General features: G+C 67.9%; 20 protein-coding genes. 9 read left to right on the top strand and 11 right to left on the bottom strand.

What is annotated here, in order from left to right; all coding sequences use genetic code 11:
* The 4 genes from whiA (at position 1) to tpiA (ending at position 4,218) form a co-directional block, all read left to right on the top strand.
* Positions 1-984 carry a DNA-binding protein WhiA gene (whiA, locus tag G341_RS0112325; protein ID WP_043451346.1) on the top strand — a complete coding sequence of 328 codons (984 nt, stop codon included), beginning with the start codon at positions 1-3 and terminating at the stop codon, positions 982-984.
* A gap of 143 nt (positions 985-1,127) precedes the next feature.
* Positions 1,128-2,147, top strand: coding sequence for a type I glyceraldehyde-3-phosphate dehydrogenase (gene gap, locus G341_RS0112320; RefSeq protein ID WP_018179454.1), 1,020 nt, complete (start codon positions 1,128-1,130; stop codon positions 2,145-2,147).
* Between the two features lie 25 nt (positions 2,148-2,172).
* A complete protein-coding gene (locus G341_RS24040) occupies positions 2,173-3,390 on the top strand; it encodes a phosphoglycerate kinase (protein WP_018179453.1) in 1,218 nt (405 codons plus the stop codon).
* A gap of 39 nt (positions 3,391-3,429) precedes the next feature.
* A complete protein-coding gene (gene tpiA, locus G341_RS24035) occupies positions 3,430-4,218 on the top strand; it encodes a triose-phosphate isomerase (RefSeq protein ID WP_018179452.1) in 789 nt (262 codons plus the stop codon).
* 128 nt (positions 4,219-4,346) lie between these two features.
* Here the strand turns inward: tpiA and G341_RS0112305 are convergent, their stop codons facing one another.
* Entirely contained in the window at positions 4,347-6,077 is a 1,731-nt protein-coding gene (locus G341_RS0112305; RefSeq protein WP_245556980.1) for an ABC transporter ATP-binding protein, read from the bottom strand.
* A gap of 906 nt (positions 6,078-6,983) precedes the next feature.
* Here G341_RS0112305 and secG point away from each other — a divergent pair.
* A complete protein-coding gene (gene secG, locus G341_RS0112300; RefSeq protein ID WP_026303596.1) occupies positions 6,984-7,217 on the top strand; it encodes a preprotein translocase subunit SecG in 234 nt (77 codons plus the stop codon).
* Here the strand turns inward: secG and G341_RS21960 are convergent.
* Positions 7,214-11,503 (bottom strand): non-ribosomal peptide synthetase, encoded by a 4,290-nt coding sequence (locus G341_RS21960; protein WP_018179449.1) that lies wholly within the window; start codon positions 11,501-11,503, stop codon positions 7,214-7,216. The two genes, secG and G341_RS21960, sit on opposite strands and share 4 nt — an antisense overlap.
* The gene (locus tag G341_RS0112290; RefSeq protein WP_018179448.1) at positions 11,496-11,705 is read right to left on the bottom strand and encodes a CDGSH iron-sulfur domain-containing protein; all 210 of its coding nucleotides are present in this window, start codon (positions 11,703-11,705) and stop codon (positions 11,496-11,498) included. Before G341_RS0112290 ends, G341_RS21960 begins: the two co-directional genes overlap by 8 nt.
* 31 nt (positions 11,706-11,736) lie before the next feature.
* Between G341_RS0112290 and G341_RS0112285 the strand changes: the two genes are divergently transcribed.
* The gene (locus G341_RS0112285; protein WP_018179447.1) at positions 11,737-12,756 is read left to right on the top strand and encodes an iron-containing redox enzyme family protein; all 1,020 of its coding nucleotides are present in this window, start codon (positions 11,737-11,739) and stop codon (positions 12,754-12,756) included.
* Here the strand turns inward: G341_RS0112285 and G341_RS21955 are convergent.
* Positions 12,696-13,472, bottom strand: a complete 777-nt coding sequence (locus G341_RS21955; protein WP_162140714.1) for a HemK2/MTQ2 family protein methyltransferase — start codon at positions 13,470-13,472, stop codon at positions 12,696-12,698. The genes G341_RS0112285 and G341_RS21955 overlap by 61 nt on opposite strands.
* A 60-nt stretch (positions 13,473-13,532) precedes the next feature.
* Here G341_RS21955 and ppc point away from each other — a divergent pair, with 60 nt between their 5' ends.
* Positions 13,533-16,265, top strand: coding sequence for a phosphoenolpyruvate carboxylase (gene ppc / locus G341_RS0112275; protein WP_018179445.1), 2,733 nt, complete (start codon positions 13,533-13,535; stop codon positions 16,263-16,265).
* Between the two features lie 76 nt (positions 16,266-16,341).
* Here ppc and G341_RS0112270 read toward each other — a convergent pair whose 3' ends face one another.
* The 3 genes from G341_RS0112270 to G341_RS0112260 are packed head-to-tail and all read right to left on the bottom strand — an operon-like array spanning position 16,342 to position 18,364.
* Positions 16,342-17,085 carry an SDR family NAD(P)-dependent oxidoreductase gene (locus G341_RS0112270; protein ID WP_018179444.1) on the bottom strand — a complete coding sequence of 248 codons (744 nt, stop codon included), beginning with the start codon at positions 17,083-17,085 and terminating at the stop codon, positions 16,342-16,344.
* Positions 17,082-17,534, bottom strand: coding sequence for a nuclear transport factor 2 family protein (locus tag G341_RS0112265; protein ID WP_018179443.1), 453 nt, complete (start codon positions 17,532-17,534; stop codon positions 17,082-17,084). The genes G341_RS0112270 and G341_RS0112265 overlap by 4 nt, the downstream gene beginning before the upstream one ends.
* A complete protein-coding gene (locus tag G341_RS0112260; RefSeq protein WP_018179442.1) occupies positions 17,531-18,364 on the bottom strand; it encodes a TIGR03619 family F420-dependent LLM class oxidoreductase in 834 nt (277 codons plus the stop codon). Before G341_RS0112260 ends, G341_RS0112265 begins: the two co-directional genes overlap by 4 nt.
* An 82-nt stretch (positions 18,365-18,446) precedes the next feature.
* On the opposite strand from G341_RS0112260, the gene G341_RS0112255 reads away from it, so the two are divergent.
* Positions 18,447-19,244, top strand: a complete 798-nt coding sequence (locus G341_RS0112255) for an SDR family NAD(P)-dependent oxidoreductase (protein ID WP_018179441.1) — start codon at positions 18,447-18,449, stop codon at positions 19,242-19,244.
* A gap of 3 nt (positions 19,245-19,247) precedes the next feature.
* A complete protein-coding gene (locus G341_RS0112250) occupies positions 19,248-19,829 on the top strand; it encodes a TetR/AcrR family transcriptional regulator (protein ID WP_018179440.1) in 582 nt (193 codons plus the stop codon).
* Here G341_RS0112250 and pgl read toward each other — a convergent pair whose 3' ends face one another.
* The 4 genes from pgl to tal form a co-directional block, all read right to left on the bottom strand.
* On the bottom strand, positions 19,830-20,612 hold the full coding sequence (pgl, locus tag G341_RS0112245) for a 6-phosphogluconolactonase (protein ID WP_018179439.1): 783 nt from the start codon (positions 20,610-20,612) through the stop codon (positions 19,830-19,832).
* Complete coding sequence (locus G341_RS0112240) at positions 20,609-21,541, bottom strand: glucose-6-phosphate dehydrogenase assembly protein OpcA (protein ID WP_018179438.1); 933 nt, start codon at positions 21,539-21,541, stop codon at positions 20,609-20,611. Before G341_RS0112240 ends, pgl begins: the two co-directional genes overlap by 4 nt.
* 88 nt (positions 21,542-21,629) lie before the next feature.
* Positions 21,630-23,150 (bottom strand): glucose-6-phosphate dehydrogenase, encoded by a 1,521-nt coding sequence (gene zwf / locus G341_RS0112235; RefSeq protein ID WP_026303594.1) that lies wholly within the window; start codon positions 23,148-23,150, stop codon positions 21,630-21,632.
* Between the two features lie 4 nt (positions 23,151-23,154).
* Positions 23,155-24,303 (bottom strand): transaldolase, encoded by a 1,149-nt coding sequence (tal, locus tag G341_RS0112230; protein WP_018179436.1) that lies wholly within the window; start codon positions 24,301-24,303, stop codon positions 23,155-23,157.
* Positions 24,304-24,327 lie beyond the last annotated feature (24 nt).

The raw sequence follows: 24,327 nt of genomic DNA, 5'->3' as shown, positions 1-24,327 counted from the left end.
GTGGCGATGACATCCGCGGTCAAAGACGAGCTGAGTCGTCTTCAGGTCACGCAGGTCAGCGCCCGCAAGGCGGAAGTGTCCGCGTTGCTGCGGTTCGCGGGCGGTCTGCATATCGTCGCGGGGCGGGTCGTGGTCGAGGCCGAGGTCGACCTCGGCAACGTCGCTCGTCGCCTGCGTCGCGAGATCTTCGATCTGTACGGATACAACTCCGATGTGCATGTGCTCGGCGCCGGCGGAATCCGCAAGGGTGCGCGATACATCGTGCGGGTCACCAAGGACGGAGAGGCGTTGGCCCGGCAGACCGGGCTGCTCGATCTGCGCGGTCGGCCGGTGCGCGGACTGCCGGCCCAGGTGGTCGGCGGCAGCGTCGGTGATTCCGAAGCCGCCTGGCGCGGAGCGTTTCTCGCGCACGGGTCGCTCACCGAGCCCGGCCGGTCGTCGGCCCTGGAGGTCAGCTGCCCCGGGCCCGAGGCCGCGTTGGCGCTCGTCGGCGCGGCCCGCCGGCTCGGCGTCTCGGCGAAGGCTCGCGAGGTACGCGGAGCCGACCGCGTCGTGATCCGCGACGGTGAGGCGATCGGCGCGCTGCTCACCCGGATGGGCGCGCAGGACACCCGCCTCGTGTGGGAAGAACGCCGCATGCGCCGCGAGGTGCGGGCGACCGCCAATCGGCTGGCCAACTTCGACGACGCCAATCTGCGCCGGTCGGCCCGCGCGGCCGTGGCGGCTGCGGCCCGGGTCGAGCGGGCGCTGGAGATCCTCGGTGACGAAGTCCCCGATCATCTCGTCGCCGCAGGTCGGCTGCGGGTCACGCATCGGCAGGCCTCGCTCGAGGAACTCGGTCAGCTGGCCGATCCGCCGATGACGAAGGACGCGGTCGCGGGCCGGATCCGGCGGCTGCTGTCGATGGCGGACAAGAAGGCCGCCACGGACGGCATCCCGGACACGGAATCGGCCGTCACGGCCGACCTGCTCGACGACGCCTGATTCCGGCGAAACAGTCCTCGCCGCGGCACTCGGAACCGGCGACTGCTGTGCCGAGAGCCTGACTCCTGAGCGTTGGCGGTGATCGCTTACGCTAGAGGTGATTTGTCCACGAATCGCCGTATGAGGCGTTAAGGAGCACACCAGTGACCGTTCGGGTAGGCGTCAACGGATTCGGCCGGATCGGCCGCAACTTCTTCCGTGCCGTCGAGGCGCAAAAGGCACTCGGCACCACCGACATCGAGATCGTCGCGGTCAACGACCTGACCGACAACGCCAGCTTGGCGCACCTGCTGAAGTTCGACTCCATCCTCGGCCGCCTGCCGCAGGACGTGTCGCTCGAAGGTGATGACACGATCGTCGTCGGTGAGCAGAAGATCAAGTCCCTCGAGGTCAAGGAGGGCCCGGCGGCGATTCCGTGGGGTGACCTGGGCGTCGACGTCGTCGTCGAGTCGACCGGCATCTTCACCGCGCGCGCCAAGGCCCAGGGCCACCTCGACGCCGGTGCCAAGAAGGTCATCATCTCCGCGCCGGCCTCGGACGAGGACATCACGATCGTGATGGGCGTCAACGACGACAAGTACGACGGCAGCCAGAACATCATCTCGAACGCCTCGTGCACCACGAACTGCCTCGGCCCGCTGGCCAAGGTCCTCAACGACGAGTTCGGCATCGTCAAGGGCCTGATGACCACGATCCACGCCTACACCCAGGATCAGAACCTGCAGGACGGCCCGCACAAGGACCTGCGCCGTGCGCGCGCCGCCGCCATCAACATCGTCCCGACCGGCACCGGTGCCGCCAAGGCCATCGGGCTGGTGCTCCCGGAGCTGCAGGGCAAGCTGGACGGCTACGCCCTGCGGGTGCCGATCCCGACCGGCTCGGTCACCGACCTCACCGCGAACCTGGCGAAGTCGGCATCCGTAGCCGACATCAACGCCGCAATGAAGGCCGCCGCCGAGGGGCCGCTCAAGGGCATCCTGAAGTACTACGACGCGCCGATCGTGTCGAGCGACATCGTCACCGACGCGCACAGCTCGCTGTTCGACTCGGGCCTGACCAAGGTCATCGACGATCAGGCGAAGGTCGTGTCCTGGTACGACAACGAGTGGGGTTACTCGAACCGTCTCGTGGACCTCATCGGTCTCGTCGGCAAGTCGCTCTGACGCGGTCGATTAGGAGAATTCGCTGATGACGTCGGTACCGACACTTGCCGATCTGCTGAACGAGGGAGTCGCCGGGCGCATCGTCCTGGTGCGCAGCGACCTGAATGTGCCGCTCGATGACGACGGCAACATCACCGATCCGGGGCGCATCATCGCCTCGGCACCGACGATCAAGGCGCTGGCCGAGGCCGGTGCCGGGGTGATCGTCACGGCGCACCTGGGACGTCCGAAGGGCGAGCCCGATCCCAAGTTCTCGTTGGCGCCCGTCGCCGTGCGACTGGGTGAGGAACTGGGGCGCAACGTTCAGCTGGCCGGCGACGTGGTCGGTACCGACGCGTTGGCACGGGCCGAGGGCCTGACCGACGGCGACGTCCTGCTGCTGGAGAACGTGCGCTTCGATCCGCGCGAGACCAGCAAGGACGACGCCGAGCGGGCCAAGTTCGCGGCCGCGCTGGCCGACCTGACGGGCATGAACGGCGCGTTCGTGTCCGACGGATTCGGCGTGGTGCACCGCAAGCAGGCATCGGTCTACGACGTGGCCAAGCTGCTGCCGCATTACGCCGGCGGCCTGGTCGCCGCCGAGGTCGACGTGCTGGAGCGGCTGACGACCGACACGGCCCGCCCGTACGCGGTGGTGCTGGGCGGCTCGAAGGTCTCGGACAAGCTGGGTGTCATCGAGGCGCTCGCCCCGAAGGTCGACACCCTGGTCATCGGCGGCGGCATGGCCTTCACCTTCCTCGCCGCGCAGGGACTGCAGGTCGGTTCGTCGCTGCTGCAGGAAGATCAGATCGACGTCTGCAAGGATCTGCTGGAGCGGTTCGGCGACGTTATCCATCTTCCCGTCGATGTGGTCGTGGCGGACAAGTTCGCCGCCGACGCCGAGGCCAAGACCGTTGCCGCCGAAGAGATTCCGGAAGGCTGGATGGGGCTGGACATCGGCCCCGAGTCGGTCAAGCGGTTCGCCGCCGTCCTCAGCGGCGCGAAGACCATCTTCTGGAACGGTCCGAGCGGCGTGTTCGAGTTCGAGAAGTTCGCGGCCGGCACCAAGGGCGTCGCCGAGGCGATCGTTCAGGCCACCGCGTCCGGCGCGTTCAGCGTTGTCGGCGGCGGTGACTCGGCTGCCGCGGTGCGGCTGCTCGGTTTGCCGGAGGACGGCTTCAGCCACATCTCAACCGGCGGCGGCGCGTCGCTGGAATACCTTGAGGGCAAGGAACTCCCGGGCCTCGCGGTCCTGAGTTCCTGAATCCTGTCCTGAACCTTCGAAGTAGGGGAGTAGCCACCCATGGCTCGTAAGCCGCTCATCGCCGGCAACTGGAAGATGAACCTCAACCATCTCGAGGCCATCGCCCTGGTGCAGAAGATCGCTTTTGCGCTGCCGGCGAAGTACTTCGACAAGGTCGATGTCACCGTCATCCCGCCGTTCACCGACATCCGCAGTGTGCAAACCGTCGTCGACGGCGACAAGCTGCTGATCAGCTATGGCGCGCAGGATCTTTCGGTGCACGACTCGGGCGCCTACACCGGCGAGATCAGCGGCGCCTTCCTGGCCAAGCTGGGCTGCACCTACGTCGTGGTCGGGCACTCCGAGCGGCGCACGCTGCACGGCGAGACCGACGAGGTCGTCCTGGAGAAGGCGAAGGCCGCGCTGCGCCACGAGCTGACCCCGATCGTCTGCATCGGCGAGGGGCTCGAGATCCGCGAAGCCGGCGATCATGTGGCGTACAACGTCGCGCAGCTCAAGGGTTCGTTGGCGGGCCTGGACGCGGAGCAGGTCGCCAAGACCGTCATCGCGTACGAGCCCGTGTGGGCCATCGGCACCGGTCGGGTGGCTAGCGCCGAGGACGCGCAGGAGGTCTGCGCGGCGATTCGTGCGGCCGTCGCCGAGATCACGAACCCGGCTGTCGCCGACGGCATTCGGATCCTCTACGGCGGATCGGTCAACGCCAAGAACGTCGGCGACATCGTCGGCCAGAATGACGTCGACGGTGCCCTGGTCGGAGGTGCTTCACTCAAGTCCGACGAGTTCGCGACGCTCAGCGCCATCGCCGCCGGCGGCCCCTTCACCGACTAGCCGGCGCCAGATTGCCGCCTGCCTGCGTTATGACGAAGGCCCGCAAGGGAAAGCGCCTTTGCGGACCTGCATCAACCTTGGCAGGCGACAGTCTGATCACCAGCTAGGTCTTGCCGTCGGGGCCTGGTTCATCGATTGATGAGCTGAGGCTCGAGTCGTCCGTCTCGCAATTCATAGACCTCATCGGCGATCCGGGCGAGCCGTTGGTCGTGCGTGATCAGAATGGTCGAACGCCCGGCTGCGAGCTGCCGCAGCGGGCCGACCAGGCGTTCCACGCTCGCATCGTCGAGCCCGGTCGTCGGTTCGTCCAGGATCATCACATCGCCGCCACGCAGCAGCGCCCGGGCGACGGCGATGCGGTGACGCTGGCCGCCGGACAGCGTCAGCCCGCCGTCGTCGATCCAGCTGTGCAGCCCATCGGGTAGATCGGCGGCGAAGGATGTCACGTCGGCCGCCTGCGCGGCGGCGGCGATCTCGTCCGTCCCGGCCTGCGGACGGCCGTAGCCGATGTTCTCGGCCACGGTCGCCGACCGCAGGCTTGGCAGCTGCGGCAGCAGCGTGACGTGTTCGCGGACCGCGTCGGTGGTCAGCGTGCTGATGTCGGTGTCGCCCAGGAGGATTCGTCCCGAGTCGGGGACGTGGAAACGGGTGGCGAGCTTGGCGACGGTCGACTTGCCGGCACCGCTCGGGCCGACGATCGCGACGATCTGTCCGCGGTCGACCCGGAGGTTCACATCGCGGAGAATCGGCGCCTCGTCGTACCCGAAGCTCACGGACTCCAGGACGAACGTGTCCGCGTGGGGCGCCGCATCGGCCGCGCCGGGCGCGTCGACGCCGGCGGGTGGGGTGTCGAGGATTTCGGCGACCCGCCGCGCACTCACGCCGGCCGTGGTGAGCCGCAGCCGCAGTTCGGCGATGTCCTGGATCTTCGGGTACAGGTAGCCGAGGTAGCCGGTGAGCGCCACCAGTTGGCCTACCGTGAGCTGGCCGTGCCGGATCTGCCAGGCGCCGAAGGTCGCGATCAGAATCGACACCAGCAGGTTGACGACGGAATTCGCCGCGCCGAATCGAAACTCGATCCGCGATTGGGACAGCCGGGCCGTCCGCCAGCGGTCGCCGCGGTGGTGCAGCCGCGCGTATTCGGCCGCCTGCTGGTTGTAGGCGACCGTGGTTTCGAGCCCGGTGATGCTTTCGGTGACCGCGACGGCGATCGCGCTGTAGGCATCCCGTTCGGTCTGGGTGGCCCGCTGCTGACGCACCGAGAACCAGCGCGAGACGAGCACCAGTACAGGAACGGACACCAACGCCATCACCGCGAGCTGCCAGCTCATGATGAGGGCCGCGACGGCCAGCCCGATCGCACTGACGAGCGCGACGATGCCTTGGATCACCCCGCTGCCGATGCCCTGCTCCACCTCTTCGATGTCACTGGTGTGCCGCGCGACGAGGTCGCCGACGCCGATACTGCGGACGACGGTCGGGTCCAGGCGCTGCACGTGCCGATAGAGCCGGCCGCGCAGTCGCAGGACGACACGTTCGGAGATGGCGATGCTGGTGAATTGGCCGAGATACTCGGTCGCGACTCCGGCGAGGGTGACGACGGCCCAGATCGCCGCCGAGGCGATGAATGCGGAGGCGGTGGTCGCGGTGACTGCGGAGTCGATGACGTCGGAGAACAGGAAGATGCCGGCGATCTCGATCCCGGCGCCGATCAGCAGGTACCCGAGCGCCCTGGTCAACGGCCAGCCCTCACCGCTGAGCAGCCCACGGAACCGGGTGAATGCCTGCCGCGGTGTCATCGGCTCGACGTCGGCCGGGCCGACATCGACGCCGTCGGGATCGAGAACGGGGGAGATCACTGTGTCGAACCCTTCACGGTCTGGCGATAATTCTTCGATCATTGCCGACTATATGGACAATGTGGTCGATCTACATGAATGCGAATAGTTGTGTCAGAAAAATGCGCCGGGAGCATCGATGGTGTCGATGTTCCCGGCGCAATAGTTCGGCCTACTGCCAGTCCCAATACCAGACACGGCGGCGCGCGTCCCAGCGACGAATACGCCGGCGGCGGCGCGGGCCCCACGGAGCAGGTGGCGGCGGACCCCAAGGGTTAAACGGCGGCATTTCTATCCCTTTCTCGGTATTTACCCGACCAGGAATACAAATTATCGCTCAATTCTTGGGGATAGCTGTGACCGCCCTGCGTGTTGGTTGGGGGCAGTGTGTTGGTTGTGGCGCAGGCCCGATGGCGTGCTTACTGCCAGGCCCAGAACCAGATGCGACGGCGGGGATCCCATCGGCGGACGCGGCGGCGAGGCTGCGGGGTGGGACGGTGGGGAGTGTTACGCGGAGGCATATTTTGTTCCTTTTCTTCGAATTCAGTGATTCAGGGAATCGGGGGGATTTATTGCGGTTCGGACTTACTGCCAGCCCCAGAACCAAACACGTCGACGCGGATCCCATCGGCGGACGCGGCGACGAGGCTGCGGAGCCGGGCGGTGCGGGCCGTTGCGTGGAGGCATTGCATTTCCTTTCGGGAATGATCGGTGCGGATCACTCGATCTGGAAATGAAGTTATCGGCCATTTCTGGATGGTCGCTGTGGCCCGCCTGCGTGGCGCATATGAGTATTTCCGGTGTTTCGACCATCCGGGGGTCGGCGGACGCGCGTCGGCCGATTCGGGCGGAAATACCGTCGACAGGTACACTGGTCGGTCGGTGCGCGTGGTGCGCGCCCGAAGGTCATACCCGGAAGGCATACCTGTGAAGCTCGGCTTGGACATCGGACTGCTGATCACCAGCGTCTTGCTGGTCGTCCTGGTGCTGCTGCACCGGGGCAAGGGCGGCGGTCTGTCGTCGCTGTTCGGTGGCGGCGTGCAGTCGAGCCTGTCGGGATCCAGCGTGGTCGAGCGCAACCTGGACCGGATGACGATCTTCGTCGGGATCATCTGGGTGATCCTCATCGTCGGCTACGGGTTCTACCTCAAGGTCCACTAGGACGCCGCGGTCGGCGTGATCGACCGCAGCCACTCGTCGACCAGCTGGTCGACGTCCGCAGCATCGAACATCGCCGTCGGATACAACACTTCCACCGTCGCGTGCGCGTCCTCGTGGGGCGGCCTGATCGAGAAATGCAGATCGCATTTCGCCACCGGGGCCGGCAGCGGCGTAATCGCGACGATTCCCTCGCCCATCGCCAGGGGCGACGTCTGCGCATCATCGACCGAGACGACGATCTGAAACAACGGGTGCGCGCCGGGGGCCGCCTGTCCCAGCGCCTGCGCGATGTCGGTGTAGGCGACGTCCCCATGCCGATGCGCCCGTCGTTCGGTCTCGATATGGGCGGCGACCACCTGCTCCAGCGAGTCCGACGCCGCGACGCGATACCGCAGGGGCAGCGTGTTCACGAACATCCCGACCATCTGGTCGCATTCGCTGCGTCGTCGGCCCGCGACCGGCGTACCGATGACCACGTCCGACGCGCCGGCCGTCGCGCACAGATGTCGCGCGATCGAACCTCGGGTGGCGGCGAAAGCGGTTGTGCCGCAATGCTGTGCGGTCGCCTGCAGTGACTCCCATGTCCGCGTGTTCAGTCGGTAGGTGCGGCGCTGTCCGCGGCGATCCCAGGGCGTGGGCCGCGGCCGTGTCGACGGGGTGCGGAAGGCGGGCGGCAAATCCGACAGCTCGCGGCGCCAGTAGCCGATCTGGGCGGCGTACCTACTGCCCGGGTCGTCGGGGTCGCCCAGCCATTCGGCGATCCATCGCGAATAGTCCAGGTAGTCGATCTCCGGCACCGGCAGCCGGGGAGCCTGCCCGCCGACGCGGGCCGCATACGCGGCGGCGAGTTGGGCCGTGAGGATCGAGATCGACCGGCCGTCGATCGCCGCGTGATGCAGCGCGACGGCAAACCGCACATGGTCGCGATGGCGCTGGTAGCCGACTCGGATCGGCGGGTCGCGCGTCAGGTCGAAACCGGCGTGCGCGAACGCCTCGGCATCACCGGAGAACGGTTCGAGTCGGATGGGCATGGCGGTGTCCGGGCAGACCAGTCCGTCGATGAGGGTGGCGCGGAGCAGCTGATGCATCGCGGTGACGTCGGCGAGCGCCGCATCGAGTGCATCGAGGTCGACGGTCGGCGCCCGGACGGCGAACGGAATCACGTTGGCCGGGCCGTGGTCGGTGAGATCGACGTTGCGCTGCGCGGGCGACAGGGCGGTGGGGCCCGGTGCCGCGCCGACGATCGGTGGTAGCTCCGCAGCGGTGATCAGTGCCGCCAGCCCGGCCGGGGTGCGCGCGTCGATGACATCTCGCACCGTCAGCGAACTGCCGGCGATGTCGTTGATGCGGGCGACGAGCTCGGTCGCCGACAGTGAATCGCCGCCGATCGCAAAGAAGTCGTGGTCGACGCCGATCCCGGCGGCGCCGGTGATCTCCGAGAAGCTCTGTTGGCAATGTTTTTCGAGCGGTGTCACGGCGGCCCGGTATGCGGTGGTGGCCTCGGCGTCGGGCGTCGGCAGGCGCGCTCGGTCGATCTTTCCGGTTGCGGTGGTGGGGAACTCGTCGAGGATCGTGATCGTCGATGGCAGCAGAAATGTCGGCAGCGTCCGCGCCAGCTCCGAGCGCAGCCGTCCGGGGTGCAGACCGTATCCGGTGGCATAGCTGGCGAGCGACCAGGTGTCGCCGCGCTGTCGGGCGATGGTGACGGCATTGTCGACGCCGCGCAGTCGCCGCAGCACGGTGTCGACCTCTCCGGGTTCGACGCGAAATCCACGCAGCTTCAGCTGATCGTCGGTGCGGCCACGGAAATCCAGGCCGCCGTCGGGCCGGCGGCAGACCATGTCGCCGGTCCGGTACATCCGGGAACCCGGTGCGCCCCAGGGATGTGCGACGAACCGCTGCGCAGTCGTGCGCGACTCCTGGTAGCCGCGGGCCAGGGCCGGGCCGGCGATGAAGAGTTCGCCGATGGCGCCGACCGGCTGCGGCCGCAGCCGATGGTCGAGCACCAGGGCCTGCACCCCGGGCATGGTCGCGCCGATCGGCACGCGGGGCCGGATGTCGTCCTGGGTGAGGGCGTCGGTGATGGTGACGCTGCAGGTGGTCTCGGTCGGACCGTATGCGCAGCGGAACCGGCGGCCGGACGTGATCCAGCGATCCGCGAGGGCCGGCGGGCAGGCCTCGCCGCCGGCCAGGATGGACCGCAATGCCGGCAGACCGTCCGATGGCAGCGTGGCCAGCGCAGACGGGGTGATCAGCAGATGCGTGACGTGACGATCGTCGAGGACCGCCGCCAGTTCCGGGCCGCCGACGACATCGGGCGGCACGATGGCGAGCGCGGCGCCGGAGATCGCCGCGGCCAGCATCTCGACGATCGACGTGTCGAAGCTCGGCGATGCGAAATGGGCCAGCACGCTGGTGGATTCGAGGTCGTAGCTGCCGTGGATCTCGGCGGCCAGCCCCGCGAGGCCGCGTCCGGTCACCACCACGCCCTTGGGCCTCCCCGTCGAGCCCGAGGTGTAGATCAGATATGCGGGGTGGTCGGGGTGGATCGTCGGGGGCACGGCCGGCGGTGTCGCGGTCGGTTCGGCATGATCAGGCGACAGCCAACGCACCGAGTTCGTGGTCGACGGAGGCGGAGAATGCGCGATACCGATGCGGCAGCCGGCCGCGTTCAGGATCGCCGCGACCCGGGCAACGGGATACCGCGGGTCGATCGGCACGGAGCAGGCGCCGGCGAGCACGATCGCCCACGCCGCGACGACCGAATCCGCCGACCGGGGCAGCAGCGTCGCGACCGGCGTCTCGGGCCCGGCGCCGGCGGTTCGTAAAGATTCGGCCAACTGCCCTGCGCGGCTGCGCAATTGCCGATAGGTGAGGCGGGTAGACCCGTCCAGCACCGCGGGTGCGTCGTCGGTCGGGGCCTGGGCGAGCAAAGCCGCCATCGTCGTCGGCGGTGGCGTACCGCGAGCGTCGACGGTGACCGAATCGAGTCGGATACCGTCGATCGGGTCGTCGGCGGCGAGCCGGGTGAACCGGTCAAGGAATGCCATCAGCTGCGCGTGTAGATCGGAAACCGCTGCAGCAGAAAAGGACTGGGGATTCGCCTCGAGGTCGACCCGCTGCTGCTCGCCGTCGGGGGCGGGGTAGACGTTGACGTTGAGATCGAGAACCGGGCCGGTACTGATCACCTCGTATTCGGCCGACACCGGCCCGAGGTCGATCCGCGGCGGCACCGGAAACATGTTGATCACCGGACCGAACTGATGCAGCGAGGCGAGCGGCACCCGGCGGTCGCGGAGCATGTCCTCGTGCCGATAGCACTGGTGGCGCAGCGCTCCCGAGACTGCGGCGCCGACCGATCCGACGAAGTCCCGCAACGAGATGCCCGGCGGTGCCGAAACGACCAGCGGCACAAGGTTGGACACGCTGCCGGCGGCCGACTTCATTGCGGCGGACGTGCGCGCGGGCACCGGCAGGGAGACGACGATCTGATCGCGGTCGGCGAGCCGAGTGACGAACGCGCCGATGGCGGCGATGACCGTCACCGAGCCGTGTGTTGACAGGGCCGCGCTGCACGAGCGGATCGCGGAGGCCAGGGCGCGATCGGTGGTGGCGCTGACCCGAATCGGTCGTGCTGACGGCGGTGCCCGCACGGTGCCGAGTGCGATCGGCTCGGGCAGATCGCGCAGCTGCGTACGCCAATAGTCCTGGTCGCGCCGATATCGCGGTGACTTTCGATAGACGCGGTCGGCGTCGGTCAACGCGGTCGGCGCCGCCGATTCGGCGACCATCTCCTGGCCGCCGAGTGCGGCGCGGTAGAGCGCGGCGCCCCGTCGCATCACCGTCAGGGCGCCATAGCCGTCCAACAGGATGTGATGGGCCCGAGTGAACAGAAACCAGCGGTCGTCCTCGATCCGCAGCAATGCGGTCGTCAGCAGGTCACCGGTGTCGAGACCCATCGGACGACCACAGGCGTCGGCCATCCATTCCTCGGCGGCAGCGGTCGGGTCCGGGCGGCCGCGCATGTCGACGGTCTCGATGTCGACGTCGTTGTCGTTCAGGCATAGCCGAGGGCCGTCGGGCGTGGCGACGACCGGGCCCGTGCCCACGCGGAGCTCGCGGTAGGCGCGTCGCATCGACGCGAGTACCGCTGCCACATCGAGTGTGCCGTCGATCCGGATGCACTGCGCGACGGCGATCGGGACGTCACCGATCGTCAGCTGCGCAGCCCACAGGCCGCGCTGCGCGGTGGTCAGCGGCACATCGGTCGTCGACACGTCAGTCATCGGCGGTGCCGTAGATCCGTTTGTGGGTACCGTCGCAGAACGGTTTTCGGCCGCTGTGCCCGCACCGGCAGAGCGCGATGGTGGTGCGTCCGGCGTCGATCGGATTACCCTCGTCGTCGAGGAGGTCGAAGTCACCGCGGATGAGCAGTGGACCGCGGTGGCAGACGGTTATGGACGCAGCGGCGGTCGGTTCATCGGTCATCGGTCGACCTCCCCTGGCCGCCGACGAGCGGATGCCGCTGCCGCCGGCTCGCGGCCCACTGTCCGCGGCGACGATCGCCGCGCTCGTCGGTGCCGATTCGAACGATCTTGCGGCGCAATCGGAATCGTTGATCGTGACGCCCGGTTCGGCGGTGGACTTCTTCGCGGACGAGGACGCCCAGCTGACGCTGACGCTGCTGTATGAGCTGCATCTGCGCGGCATCGTCGGCGTCGACGATGGGCTGCAATGGGATCCGGGGCTGATGACGGTGCTCGCCGGGCTCGAACGGCACCTGGATCGTGCGATCGACGCGGCGATCGGTCCCATCAGCGTGCCGGCCGAGGCCGCGTCGTACACCGTCGGCGAACTCGTCCGCCGGACCGTCGACGACGATACCGCGGGTGTGTCGGTGCACGTGCGCGACCGGGCCACCGTCGGCGAGCTCACCGAGTTGCTGATTCATCGGTCGCTCTACCAGCTCCGCGAGGCGGACCTGCACACCTTCGGTATCCCACGGATCGGTGGCCGGGCGAAGGCCGCGCTGATCGAGATCCAGGCCGACGAGTACGGCGGCGGGAGCCTGCCGCGGATGCATTCGACATTGTTCGCGGACACCATGGCGGAGTTCGGACTGCAGACCGGCTACATGTACTACCTGCCGGTCGTGCCGGCGATCACGCTGGCGGGACTCAACGTGCTGTCCCGATTCGGCCTGCACCGGACGCATGTCGGCGAGCTGATCGGTCATCTGTGCGCCATCGAGATGACCTCGTCGCTGCCGAGCGGGCGATATGTACGCGGATTGACCCGGCTGGGCGCATCGCCCCGCGCTCGACGCTTCTACGACGAGCACATCGAAGCCGATGCAGCGCATGAACAGATCGCGATGCGCGATCTTGTCGGCGGGTGGGTCGACAGTGACCCGGTCCGCGGCGCCGCTGTGCTGCGCGGGGCGGCGGCTTTCCTGGCACTGGAGGACCGGATCGGTACTCATCTGCTCGATTCCTGGTCGACCGGGAAGTCGTCGCTGGTGGCTCCGGTACCGAGCTGATCGACACCGGAGTCGGATTCGGCGGGCAGCAGGCCGCGGATCACCGAAATGCGTTCGGTGCATTGGCCGCTGCCGATCAGTCCGCGGCTCTCCAGGATCGCCGATCGGGCAGACATCAAGGGCCCGAACGGGATCGAGCGCTGCATCACCACTGACGGCACCACGCCGGTTCGTCGGAGCAGGTCGCAGGTGCGATCGACATCGTTCACCTCCGACTGCACCAGCAGCAGAGAGCCGCCCGGTGTCAGCAGGTCGGCCGCCCGTTCGCAGACCGGGTCGATCAGCGCGCGGCCGTCCGCGCCGCCGTTGTACGCCAACGCCGCTCCGGTCTGCGGATCCTCGGCGGCGCTCGGGACATACGGCGGGTTCGCGACGATCAGGTCGAACCGGGGGAGCGACGGCAGGTCGCGGACATCGGCGACCGCGGCCGTGACGCGGCCGCGGTTGAGGAATGCATTGAATCGGGTGTTCGTGACCGCCCGGGGATTGATGTCGAGCGCGGTCACGTCCGCGCCCGCCCGAGCCGCCGAGACCGCGATGTATCCGGTTCCGGCGCAGAGCTCGAGCACGGTCAGGGTCCGTTCGGAATTCGCGACCTCGTCGAGCACCGCGTCGGTCAACAACCAGGTGTCGTCGGCGGGCCGGTACAACCGAGGGAATCGGACAAACCTCGGAACGTGGGCGGGGGCGCGGCTGACGATCGTGGAATTGTTCACTGAGTTCGACCCTAGAGCCGATCCTCTGCACGCGCAGCGGGTCGGCGGGATAATTGGCCGATGACGACCGCGCTACCCGATCGTGCTGCATCCGAACCGCTGCGTGCCGACATCCGGCTGCTCGGCGGCATCCTCGGCGACGTTGTTCGCGAACACTCTGGTGCGCGGATCTTCGATCTGGTCGAGCGTGCCCGCGTCGAGTCGTTCCGAGTGCGGCGTTCGGAGGTCGACCGGTCGGAGCTGGCCGGGATGTTCGTCGACCTGACCCCGGCGGAGGCGGTCGGCGTGATCCGCGCGTTCAGTCACTTTGCGCTGCTTGCGAATCTGGCCGAGGACCTGCATCGCGAGCGGCGCCGCGCGATCCATCTCCGCGCCGGCGATCCACCGCAGGACAGCAGCCTGGCCGCCGCATACGACCGCCTGGCCGCGGCCGACCTCGATCCGGTGCGGGTCGCTGACGCGCTGGCCGGCTCGGTGGTGATTCCGGTGGTGACCGCGCATCCGACCGAGACCCGGCGCCGCACCGTGTTCGAGGCGCAGCACCGGATCAGCGAACTGATGCGGTTCCGCGACCGCACCGAGCTGACCGACGCCGAGGACGCCGAGGTGCTCACCGCGGTGCGCCGTCAGGTGCTCACGCTGTGGCAGACGGCGCTGATTCGCCTGGAACGACTGCGAATTCAGGACGAGATCGCGGTCGGCCTGCGGTACTTCGACGTGAGCTTCTTCGAGGTGGTGCCGCGGATCAATGCCCGCCTGGCCGACCGGTTCGCGGAGCTTTATCCGACCGTCGACCCGGCGCCGGCACCGATGATCCGGATGGGTTCGTGGATCGGCGGCGACCGGGACGGCAACCCGAATGTGACCGGTGACGTGGTGGCGCTGGCGGCGGGCAGCGCGGCCCGGACCGCGATGGAACACCATCGGAGCCAGGTGCTTTCGCTAGCGAAAGAGCTGAGCATGTCGGCGCGGCTGATCACCGCCGACGCGCCGTTGCGGCAGCTGGCCGCCCCGACGGATCGGGAGAGCGACGAGCCGTATCGCGCCGCCCTCGACACTGTTGCCTGCCGACTGGCGGCGACCGAGGCGCGAATGTTCGACGACGACGATGTCGAGCTGGGCGAGTCCTATTCGGGGGCGGGAGAATTCGCGGCGGACCTGGATGTGATCGACGCATCGCTGCGGGCGCAGGGGGATGCCGAGATCGCCGAGGATCGGCTCCGGATGCTGCGGGAATCGGTGCGTGCGTTCGGATTCCATCTGTCCGGACTCGACATGCGGCAGAACTCCGAGGTGCACGAGCAGGTGGTCGGCGAACTGCTGCGGTGGGCCGGGGTGCACGACGACTACGCGGCGCTCGACGAGGCGAGTCGCGTCGCGATGCTGGCCGACGAACTCGGCAGCCGGCGGCCGCTGGTCTCCGGCGACGCCGAACTGAGCGAGCTGGCCACGCGCGAGCTGGCCGTAGTCGGATCCGCCGCGCAGGCCGTCGATGCCTATGGGCGGGGCGCGGTCCCGACGTACATCATCAGCATGTGCACGTCGGTCAGCGACATGCTCGAGGCGCTGATCCTGTTGAAGGAGGCCGGCCTCTACGTGCCAGGTCAGCCGGAGCGATGCGGCGTCCGGGTGGTGCCGCTCTTCGAGACGATCGAGGACCTCCAGGCCGGTGCGCGAATCCTGCAGTCGGCGTGGAGTATTCCGCTGGTGCGAGCTCTGGTCGATGCCCAGGGCGGGCTGCAGGAAGTGATGCTCGGCTATTCGGACTCCAACAAGGACGGCGGATATCTCGCGGCCAACTGGGCGCTCTATCGCGCCGAACTCGACCTGGTCGCGGCGAGTCGTACGGCGGGCCTACGGATTCGACTGTTTCATGGTCGGGGCGGCACGGTCGGTCGGGGCGGCGGACCCAGCTACGACGCGATCCTGGCGCAGCCGCCCGGGGCGGTGCAGGGATCGCTGCGGATCACCGAACAGGGCGAGGTGATCGCCGCCAAGTACGCCGAACCCGCACGCGCCGAACGGAATCTGGAGTCCCTGATGGCGGCGACGCTCGAATCGACACTGCTCGATGTCGAGGGTCTGGGTGAATCCGCGGAGGCCGCCTATCGGATCCTCGATGAACTGGCCGCCCTCGCCCGCGATGCCTACGGCGAATTGGTGCATCGCACACCGGGCTTCGTCGAGTACTTCACCACCTCGACCCCGGTCTCGGAGATCGGCGCCCTGAACATCGGCAGTCGGCCGACGTCTCGCAAGCCGACCAGCTCCATCGCCGACCTGCGGGCGATCCCCTGGGTGCTCGCGTGGTCGCAGTCGCGCGTCATGCTGCCCGGGTGGTATGGCACCGGAACCGCCTTCGAACGCTGGGTCGACGGCGATCCCACGCGGCTGGCGCAGCTCACCGATCTCTACCACCGTTGGCCGTTCTTCGCCTCCGTGCTGTCGAACATGGCCCAGGTGATGGCCAAGTCCGACATGGGTCTGGCCGCGCGGTACGCCGAGCTCGTTCCGGACGAGGCGTTGCGGGACAAGGTGTTCGGGATGATCGCAGCCGAACATCAGCGGACCATCGACATGTACTTCGCGATCACCCGCACCGATGATCTGCTCGCCGACAACCCGGCCCTGAAGCTGTCGGTATACAACCGCTTCCCGTACCTCGAGCCGCTCAATCACCTGCAGGTCGAGCTGCTGCGCCGCTACCGGGCCGGCGACGAACACGAACTCGTTCGCCGCGGCATCCAACTCACGATGAACGGACTTGCGACGGCGCTGCGCAATTCGGGTTAGTGGTCGGGCGGCGGTTCGCGAGCGCAGCGAGTCGCGGAACGGACTTGCGACGGCGCTGCGCAATTCGGGCTAGCCGTCAATGCAGCATGATCGAACCGCCGTCGGCCATCAGCGTCTGGCCGGTGACGTACTGTGCCGCATCGGAAATCAGGAACTCCACGACCGGAGCGATGTCGTGCTGCGGGTCGCCGGCGCGGCCCAGTGGAATCCGGCCGACCATCGCCTCGAACTGATCGGGGAACTGATCGGCCCAGTGCTGTACGCCCTCGGTAAGGGCGATCGGTGAGACGACGTTGACCCGGATGCCGTCGAGTGCCCACTCCCGCGCGACCACTCGGCTGAGGCCGCGAATGGCCTCTTTGGCCGCGCCGTAGGACGCCTGCATCGGCATCCCGGCGATCCCGGCGCCGCTGGCGAAGTTGACCACGGCGCCGCGGTGCTGCCGCAGCTGGTCGTGGGCGGCGAGCATGAAGTTGCGCGTCGCCTCGAACCCGGTGCGAAAGGACAGGTCCCAGTCGTCCGGGGTGTGTTCGAGGAACGGTTTCTGCCGGGACACATGCGCATTGTTGACGAGCGCGTGCAGCCTGCCGAACGCGTCGACGGCCACCTGGACCGCCGAGTCGGCCACGGCCGGATCGGACACGTCGCCGTGCACGAACACCAGGTGGTCGGGGAACTCCCGCTCGAGCGCCGTGCCGCGGTCCGAATCCAGGTCGACGACAACGACTTTGGCCACCTGCGACAGCAGGTGCCGGGAGATCCCGGCGCCGATGCCGGCCGCGCCACCGGTCACGAGGACGACTTTGTTCTCGACGGTCATGCGGCGTCTCCCGTCGGCCCCGTGACGGGCAGTTTGTGCGTCACGCGTCGTTCGATCAGCCAGTGGCCGTCGCGGCGCACGAACTCGAACCGATTGATCGACAGCCGGACGATCGCGTAGCCGTCGCCGGTGCCCGCCATCAACACCGATTGGCACGTGGCGGTGGCGCTGTCGTCATCGACGGTGATCGTCGGCGCGCCGAGCAGGTGGGTGCAGCCCCGGCGGATCAATCCCTGATGGTGCGAACCGCGGACCATCGCGGCGATCTCTGCGCGACCCGCCATCACCGAGCCGTCGACACTGTAAGAGCCGTCCTCGGTCCACAGCGCGGCCACGCGGTCGGCCTCGCCGGCATCGACCAGCGGGCCGTAGGACGCGACCACCCCGGCGATCGCGGCCCGGTCTTCGAGCGCCGCCAGTCGGGCGGACAGGTTGGTATCTGTGGTCATGTTTGTTCCAATTCTGTTGCGGAGCGGGACAATCGATCGAGTTGATCGCAGTAGTGTGCTGTCGAGTGCGCGGAGATCCGCACCGACGCGACCGTGGCGCCCGCGTCCCGCAACCGGCGTAGCGCGGTCTCGGTGCCGGTCGGGTCGCCCAGTGGATCGAGGGGCCGCGACGGAGTGAGCACGACGTCGAAGCCGGCGGATGCCGTAGTCGTCGAAAGCATCTCGGTGATCTGCGCCAGCGAGAGTCCGAACGGCATCCAGCCGTCGCCGAGGGAGACAGCCCGGCGCAGCGAGCGGCCGGTGCGGCCGCCCACCCAGATGGGCACCTGCGTCGACGATGCGGCTGGGGAGACGATCATGCCGCCCACGTCGGTCCGGCCCCAGATGTCGCGCAGTTCAGCGAGGCGCTCGTCCGCGACGGTGCCGCGGTCCGGCCACGGCGCGCCGAGCAGATCGAATTCTTCGCGCAGCGACCCGACGCCGACGCCGAGGATCAGCCGGCCCCCCGAGAGCCGGTCGAGGGTCCCGTAGCGCTTGGCCAGCTCGATCGGCCGATGGTAGGGCAGCACCAGAACGGCCGTGGCCAGGCGGATCCGATGGGTGGCTGCGGCCAGAAACGACAGCGTGGCCAGTGGGTCCCAGTAGGTGGTGCCGCGGCCTTCGGCACTTGCCGGCACGGCCACATGCTCCGAACAGGTCAGGTGATCGAAGCCGAGATGATCTGCGGTGCCGGCGATGTCGATCAGGTCGTCGCTGCCGGCGGCGACCTCCCAGTCGGCGCTCTGACCGGGGACGGCCGTCACCACCGGCGTCATCACTCCGATTCGCATGATTCGGTTCTACGCGACATCTCCCGAAAAATCTAGATTCAATTCTAGTTTTGTGATCTAGTGAGAGCCGGAGGTGTCAGATATGAATGATTCGACGCTCGCCGAGCGTTACGGCCCGTGGGCCGTGATCGCCGGAGGCTCGGAAGGGGTCGGCGCCGAATTCGCCGCACTGCTGGCCGCCGACGGGGTCAACCTCGTGCTGCTGGCACGCAAACCGGAACCGTTGCGTGACACCGCGGAACGCTGTCGCGCGCTGGGCATCGAGGTGCGCACCGCCATCGTCGACCTCACCGCGCCGACCATGATGGCCGACGTCGACGCCGTGGTCGACGACCTGGACGTGGGCCTGTTGATCGTGAACGCGGGCGCCAACTCGTATCGACATGAGGTCGCCGGGGCGGATCTGGCAGGGCTGCGGTCAGTGGTGGAACTCAACGTGATGGCGCCGCTCGCGTTGGCCCATCGATTCGCCGGGCCGCTCGCCGAGCGTGGCCGCGGCGGCATCCTCATCGTCGGATCGATGTCCGGATTCACCGGGTCGGCCGGGCTGTCGGTGTACGGCGGATCAAAGGCGTTCTCGCGCATCTTCACCGAGGGATTGTGGGTAGAGCTGCGCGAACACGGCGTCGACGTGCTGCAGCTGATTCTCGGGGCTACCCGGACGCCCGCGATGGCACGCGTCGGGCTCAACTTCGATGCGATGGACGACCGGGTGTCGGATTCGCGGACGGTCGCCGAGCTCGGGCTGCAGCAGCTGCCGCACGGACCGGTCCAGGTGATCGAATCCAACGCGCTTGCCGAGCTGCCGCCACAGCCCGCGGACCGTGCGGCTACGGTGCTGGAGAATCATCGATTGATGCAGCGCCTGATGAAGGGATGAACCGTGCCGAGGCTGGCGCAGGAGCGTGACCCGGCCGTTCCGACGACCGCGAGCCAACGCGAGCGATACGACCGGATCCTCGCGGTCGCAGCCCGGCATGGACGGCGGCTGGATCTGGAGCAGGTGAACATGGCCCAGATCGCCGAGGAGTCCGGGGTCGCCGTCGGAACGCTGTACCGGTACTTTCCGACCAAGCATCACCTGTACGCGGCGCTCCTCGACAAATACGCCAGCGCTGTCGCGGTGCCCGACCAGGGCGGTGACCGGGTGGCCGCGGTAACCGCGTTGATGACCGGGGCGATCGGCGCGCTACTGCGCTATCCGCGGTTGGCGCGGGCGATGATCGTGTCGGCGAACGCGCGTCAGGCGACGTCCACGGAGTTCGTGTCGGCCGACCTGTACGAGTCGATTCTGGACACCGCGGGCCTCGACGAGCCGACGGATGACGACCGCCAGTTGGCCCTGCTGCTGGAGCAGTGCGCCTACGGCATCATCACCTGGGCCGTCACCAAGGGCGACGACGCCGAGAATGCCATCCGCGATATGACCAGGGCCTGCGAGCTCATCCTCGCGCCCTGGAAGTAGTCACATCAGTTCGGGAGCGGCGTCGTCGTCGACGAACCACACGGTGGCCTCGGTACCGACGGCGCCCGCGCACGGCCATTCGGTGCGATCGGCGCCGCCCACGCCGGCGGCCACGGCCTGCGCCTTGTCGGCGCCGGCCACCAGGAACCAGACCTGACGCGCTCGGTTGATCGCCGGGAAGGTCAGCGTGATCCGCCGCGGCGGGGGCTTCGGTGAATCGGTCACGGCGACGACGGTCCTCATCGATTCGGCGGTCGCGGCCGTGTGCGGGAACAGCGAATTGATATGCCCTTCGCCGCCCATTCCGAGCAGGTGCAGGTCGAAGGTGTCGACGCCGTCGATGATCGCCTCGTAGGCGGCCGCCGCGGCGTCGATGTCATCGCCGAACTCGCCGTCCGACGGCGCCATCACATGCACCTTGGTGGGATCGACCGGCACATGATCCAGCAGCGCCTCGTGGGCCTGGCCGCTGTTGCGATCAGGATCCGCAGCGGGCACGAATCGGTCGTCGCCCCAATAGAATTCGATATTCGACCAGTCCAGGTCCGACGCCGACTCGCGCAATGCCCGCAGGATCGCGATCCCGTTGCTGCCGCCGGTGAGGACGACCCGGGCGACACCGCGTTCACGCTGGGCGGCACCGATCACGTCGATGAACTCGGCGGCCGCCGACTCGACCAGCTCGGCGCTCGAATCGTAGAGGCGCACCTCGATCGTGTCGTAGGCCGGATCCGGCGGGAACGGCGGCTGCAGATCGTCGTCGATCGACTCGTCGTCACTCATGCGGCTCCTCCGGTCTGCTCCTGCCCGGTGCGGTCCAGGTCGGCGACCCCGAGCAACGCCAGGTGATAGATCTCGTCCGGGTCGAGGTGCCGCAGCTCTTCGGCAAGGCACCGGGCGGTGTCCGGGGTTCGCATCGCGATCCGGCCGTCGGGCTTCCCTGGAATCGCGAGTATGGCGTTGCCGAGGTTGTCGACCTCGAGCCGCAGGGCGCCGTCGGCCCGTTCGAGAACCGTCTCGAAGCTGCCGGCCCGGCGTTGCACCGGGACCTGCAACGCCGAACGCAGCCATCCGGCGACGAGGTCCGCCGACGGGTAATCGGCGGGGGCGCTGACCGTGACGGAGGTGACCGGCTCGTGCGGCGGTTGGTCGAGCGCGGCCGCCAGCAGGGCCCGCCACTGGGTGGTCTGACTCCATGCGAGGTCCGTGTCGCCGGGCGTGTAGTTATCCAGGCGGGACGCGAGAACCTGCGGTATGTCAGCCGATTTCGTCGCGTTGGTGATCCGGCGATTGGCAAGACTTCCGACCGGATCGGCGGCCGGCCGTTCCGGAGCCTCACCCGGCCACCAGGCCACGATCGGCGTATCGGGCAGCAGGAACGGCATGATCACGTTCTCGGCGTGATCGGCGAGTTCGCCGTAGAGCCGCAGCACGACGACTTCGGAGGCGCCGGCGTCGCCGCCGACCCGCAGTTGCGCGTCCAACCGGGCGACGGCGGACCGATTGCCGCGAGACACCACGATCACGCGGCAGGGGTGCTCTCGGCTGGCGTCGTTGGCCGCGGCGATCGCGCCCTCGGTGGGCTCGCCTTCGTCGGCGATCACGACCAGCGTCAGCACTCGACCGAGTGTCACCGCGCCGCCGGTGTCGCGGATCTTCACCAGCTTCTTGGCGACATCCTCGGTGGTGGTCGACGGCAGGTCGATGATCATCGGATCTCCCTGTGGCTCAATGTTCTTGCCGTGCGGCCGGCCCCGGTCACCGCCGCGGGGCCGTTCATGGTCTCTGCTGCGCGGCAGCTCATGGCCGCCGCCAGCTGCGGCCGGTGCGGTTCATCATCTCGTCGGCGGATGCCGGGCCCCAGCCGCCGGCCGGGTACTCGTCCGGACGGCCGGACTTGGCCCATTCGTCCAGCACCGGATCGAGGATCTTCCAGGACAATTCGACTTCGTCGTTGACCGGGAACAGCGACGGTTCGCCGAGCAGGACGTCCAGGATCAACCGTTCGTACGCCTCGGGGGAGGACTCGGTGAAGGCCTGGCCGTAGCTGAAGTCCATGTTCACGTCCCGGACCTCCATGCCGGAGCCGGGCACCTTGGATCCGAATCGCAGGGTGACGCCCTCGTCCGGTTGGATGCGAATGACGAGCGCGTTCTGCCCGAGCTCGTCGGTCATCGTCTGGTCGAACGGCAGATGCGGCGCCCGCTTGAAGACCAGCGCGATCTCGGTGACGCGGCGTCCCAGACGTTTTCCGGTGCGGAGGTAGAACGGCACGCCGGCCCAGCGGCGGCTGTCGACCTCGACAGCGATCGCGGCGTAGGTCTCGGTCGTCGAATCCTTGGAGAAGCCTTCCTCCTCCAACAGCCCGACGACCTCTTCGCTGCCCTGCCAGCCCGGTCCGTACTGGCCGCGGGCGGTGTTCTCACTGTGCGGCAGGATGTTTCGCACCGCTGAGAGCACCTTGATCTTCTCCGCCTGCAGCTCGCGTGGCTGGAAGGACACCGGCTCTTCCATTGCGATCAGGGCCAGCAGCTGCATCAGGTGGTTCTGAATGACGTCGCGGGCCGCGCCGATCCCGTCGTAATAGCCTGCGCGGCCGCCCAATCCGATGTCCTCGGCCATGGTGATCTGGACGTGATCGACGTAGTGCGAATTCCAGATCGGGTCGAACAGCTGGTTGGCGAAGCGCAGCGCCAGGATGTTTTGGACCGTCTCCTTGCCGAGGTAGTGGTCGATGCGGAAGACTGAATCCTCGGGGAAAACCTGGTTGACGATGCGGTTCAGTTCGATCGCCGATTCCAGGTCGTGTCCGAACGGCTTCTCGATGACCACCCGGCGCCACCGCGAATCGCTGCGCTGATCGAGTCCGCTGCGCTGCAGCTGCTCGCAGACGACCGGGAATGCCGATGGCGGAATTGACAGATAGAAGGCGTGATTGCCGTTCGTACCGCGTTGGGTGTCCAGGTCGTCCAGCGTCGACTTGAGCTGATCGAAGGCGGCGTCGTCGTCGAACGTGCCCTGTACGAAGCGGAAGCCTTCGGACAGTCGCTCCCAGACGTCCTCGCGGAACTCCGTGCGGGAGTTGGCCCGCACGGCGTCGTGCACGATCCGGCCGAAATCCTCGTGGTCCCAGTCGCGTCGGGCGAACCCGACGAGCGCGAACCCGGGCGGCAGGAGACCACGGTTGGCCAGGTCGTACACCGCCGGCATGAGCTTGCGACGGGCGAGGTCGCCCGTCACGCCGAAGATCACCAGGCTGCAGGGCCCGGCGATGCGGGGGAGCCGCTTGTCGCGGCCGTCGCGAAGCGGATTCCTCGGCACGGGATCAGGCCTGCTGCGCTACGGCCTGATCCAGCGTCTTCTGCGTCGCCTCGAGCAGCTCGTTCCAGGCGACTTCGAACTTGCTGACGCCCTCGGACTCCAGCACCTCGAACACGTCGACGAAATCGACTCCGGCAGCAGCGATGTCGTCGAACACCTGCTGCGACGCCGGTCCCAGCCCGATGATCGACTCGTTGTTGACGACGCCGTGATCGGCGAACGCGTCCATCGTCTTCTCCGGGAGAGTGTTCACGGTTCCCGGCGCCACCAGTTCACCCACATAGAGGGTGTCGGGGTAGTCGGGATTCTTGACGCCGGTCGACGCCCATAGCGGCCGCTGCGGCAGTCCGCCGGCGGCGGCGAGCTCGGCGTATGTGTCGCCGGACTCGAACACTTCCTGGTAGGCCACGTAGGCGAGGCGGGCGTTGGCCAGGGCGGCCTTGCCACGCAATGCCAGCGCCGGTCCGGTGCCGATCTTCTCCAGCCGTGCGTCGACCTCGGTGTCCACGCGGGAGACGAAGAACGACGCCACCGAATGGATGGTGGTGAGGTCGTGTCCGGCGGCCTTGGCCTTCGTCAGGCCCTCGAGGTAAGCGTCCATCACCTCGCGGTAGCGCTCGACGGAGAAGATCAGCGTGACGTTGACGCTGATGCCCTCGGCGATGGTGGCCGCGATCGCCGGGATGCCCGCCTTGGTCGCGGGGATCTTGATCAGCAGGTTCGGCCGGTCGACGATCTTCCACAGCTCGATCGCCTGCGCCACAGTCTGTTCCGTGTCGTGCGCGAGGCGCGGATCGACCTCGATCGAGACGCGCCCGTCGACCCCGCCCGACTCCTCGTACTGCGGCTTCAGGATGTCGCAGGCGGCGCGCACATCATCGGTGGTCGCGGTGCGGATGACCGCGTCCACGTCGGCGCCGCGGGCGGCGAGTTCGGCGACCTGCGCGTCGTACGCATGGCCCTTGGACAGGGCGGCCTGGAAGATCGACGGGTTGGTGGTCACGCCGACGACCGACTTGGTGGCGATCAGCTCGGCGAGGTTGCCCGACTCGATGCGATCACGAGAGAGGTCGTCGAGCCAGATCGATACGCCCGCTGCCGCCAGAGCCGCAAGATTGCCATTCTGTTGGAATGTGCCAGCCTGTGCGCTCATTGGATTCTCCTTCTGGGAGTTCTA

Origin of the sequence: Jongsikchunia kroppenstedtii DSM 45133 (assembly GCF_000380485.1) — a bacterium.
In the GTDB taxonomy this organism is placed as follows: domain Bacteria; phylum Actinomycetota; class Actinomycetes; order Mycobacteriales; family Mycobacteriaceae; genus Jongsikchunia; species Jongsikchunia kroppenstedtii.
This window is presented reverse-complemented; position numbering and strand designations above follow the sequence as displayed.

Bases quoted from the DNA above. Each gene is read 5' to 3' on its own strand.
- pgl (WP_018179439.1), bottom strand. From the start codon at position 20,612: ATGAGTGACGACGAGTCGATCGACGACGATCTGCAGCCGCCGTTCCCG.
- tpiA (WP_018179452.1), top strand. From the start codon at position 3,430: ATGGCTCGTAAGCCGCTCATCGCCGGCAACTGGAAGATGAACCTCAAC.
- G341_RS0112290 (WP_018179448.1), bottom strand. From the start codon at position 11,705: ATGACCGATGAACCGACCGCCGCTGCGTCCATAACCGTCTGCCACCGC.
- G341_RS0112240 (WP_018179438.1), bottom strand. From the start codon at position 21,541: ATGATCATCGACCTGCCGTCGACCACCACCGAGGATGTCGCCAAGAAG.
- G341_RS0112270 (WP_018179444.1), bottom strand. From the start codon at position 17,085: ATGACCGTCGAGAACAAAGTCGTCCTCGTGACCGGTGGCGCGGCCGGC.
- ppc (WP_018179445.1), top strand. From the start codon at position 13,533: ATGACGACCGCGCTACCCGATCGTGCTGCATCCGAACCGCTGCGTGCC.
- tal (WP_018179436.1), bottom strand. From the start codon at position 24,303: ATGAGCGCACAGGCTGGCACATTCCAACAGAATGGCAATCTTGCGGCT.
- G341_RS0112260 (WP_018179442.1), bottom strand. From the start codon at position 18,364: ATGCGAATCGGAGTGATGACGCCGGTGGTGACGGCCGTCCCCGGTCAG.
- G341_RS0112285 (WP_018179447.1), top strand. From the start codon at position 11,737: ATGCCGCTGCCGCCGGCTCGCGGCCCACTGTCCGCGGCGACGATCGCC.
- G341_RS24040 (WP_018179453.1), top strand. From the start codon at position 2,173: ATGACGTCGGTACCGACACTTGCCGATCTGCTGAACGAGGGAGTCGCC.
- G341_RS0112255 (WP_018179441.1), top strand. From the start codon at position 18,447: ATGAATGATTCGACGCTCGCCGAGCGTTACGGCCCGTGGGCCGTGATC.
- G341_RS0112265 (WP_018179443.1), bottom strand. From the start codon at position 17,534: ATGACCACAGATACCAACCTGTCCGCCCGACTGGCGGCGCTCGAAGAC.
- G341_RS21960 (WP_018179449.1), bottom strand. From the start codon at position 11,503: ATGACTGACGTGTCGACGACCGATGTGCCGCTGACCACCGCGCAGCGC.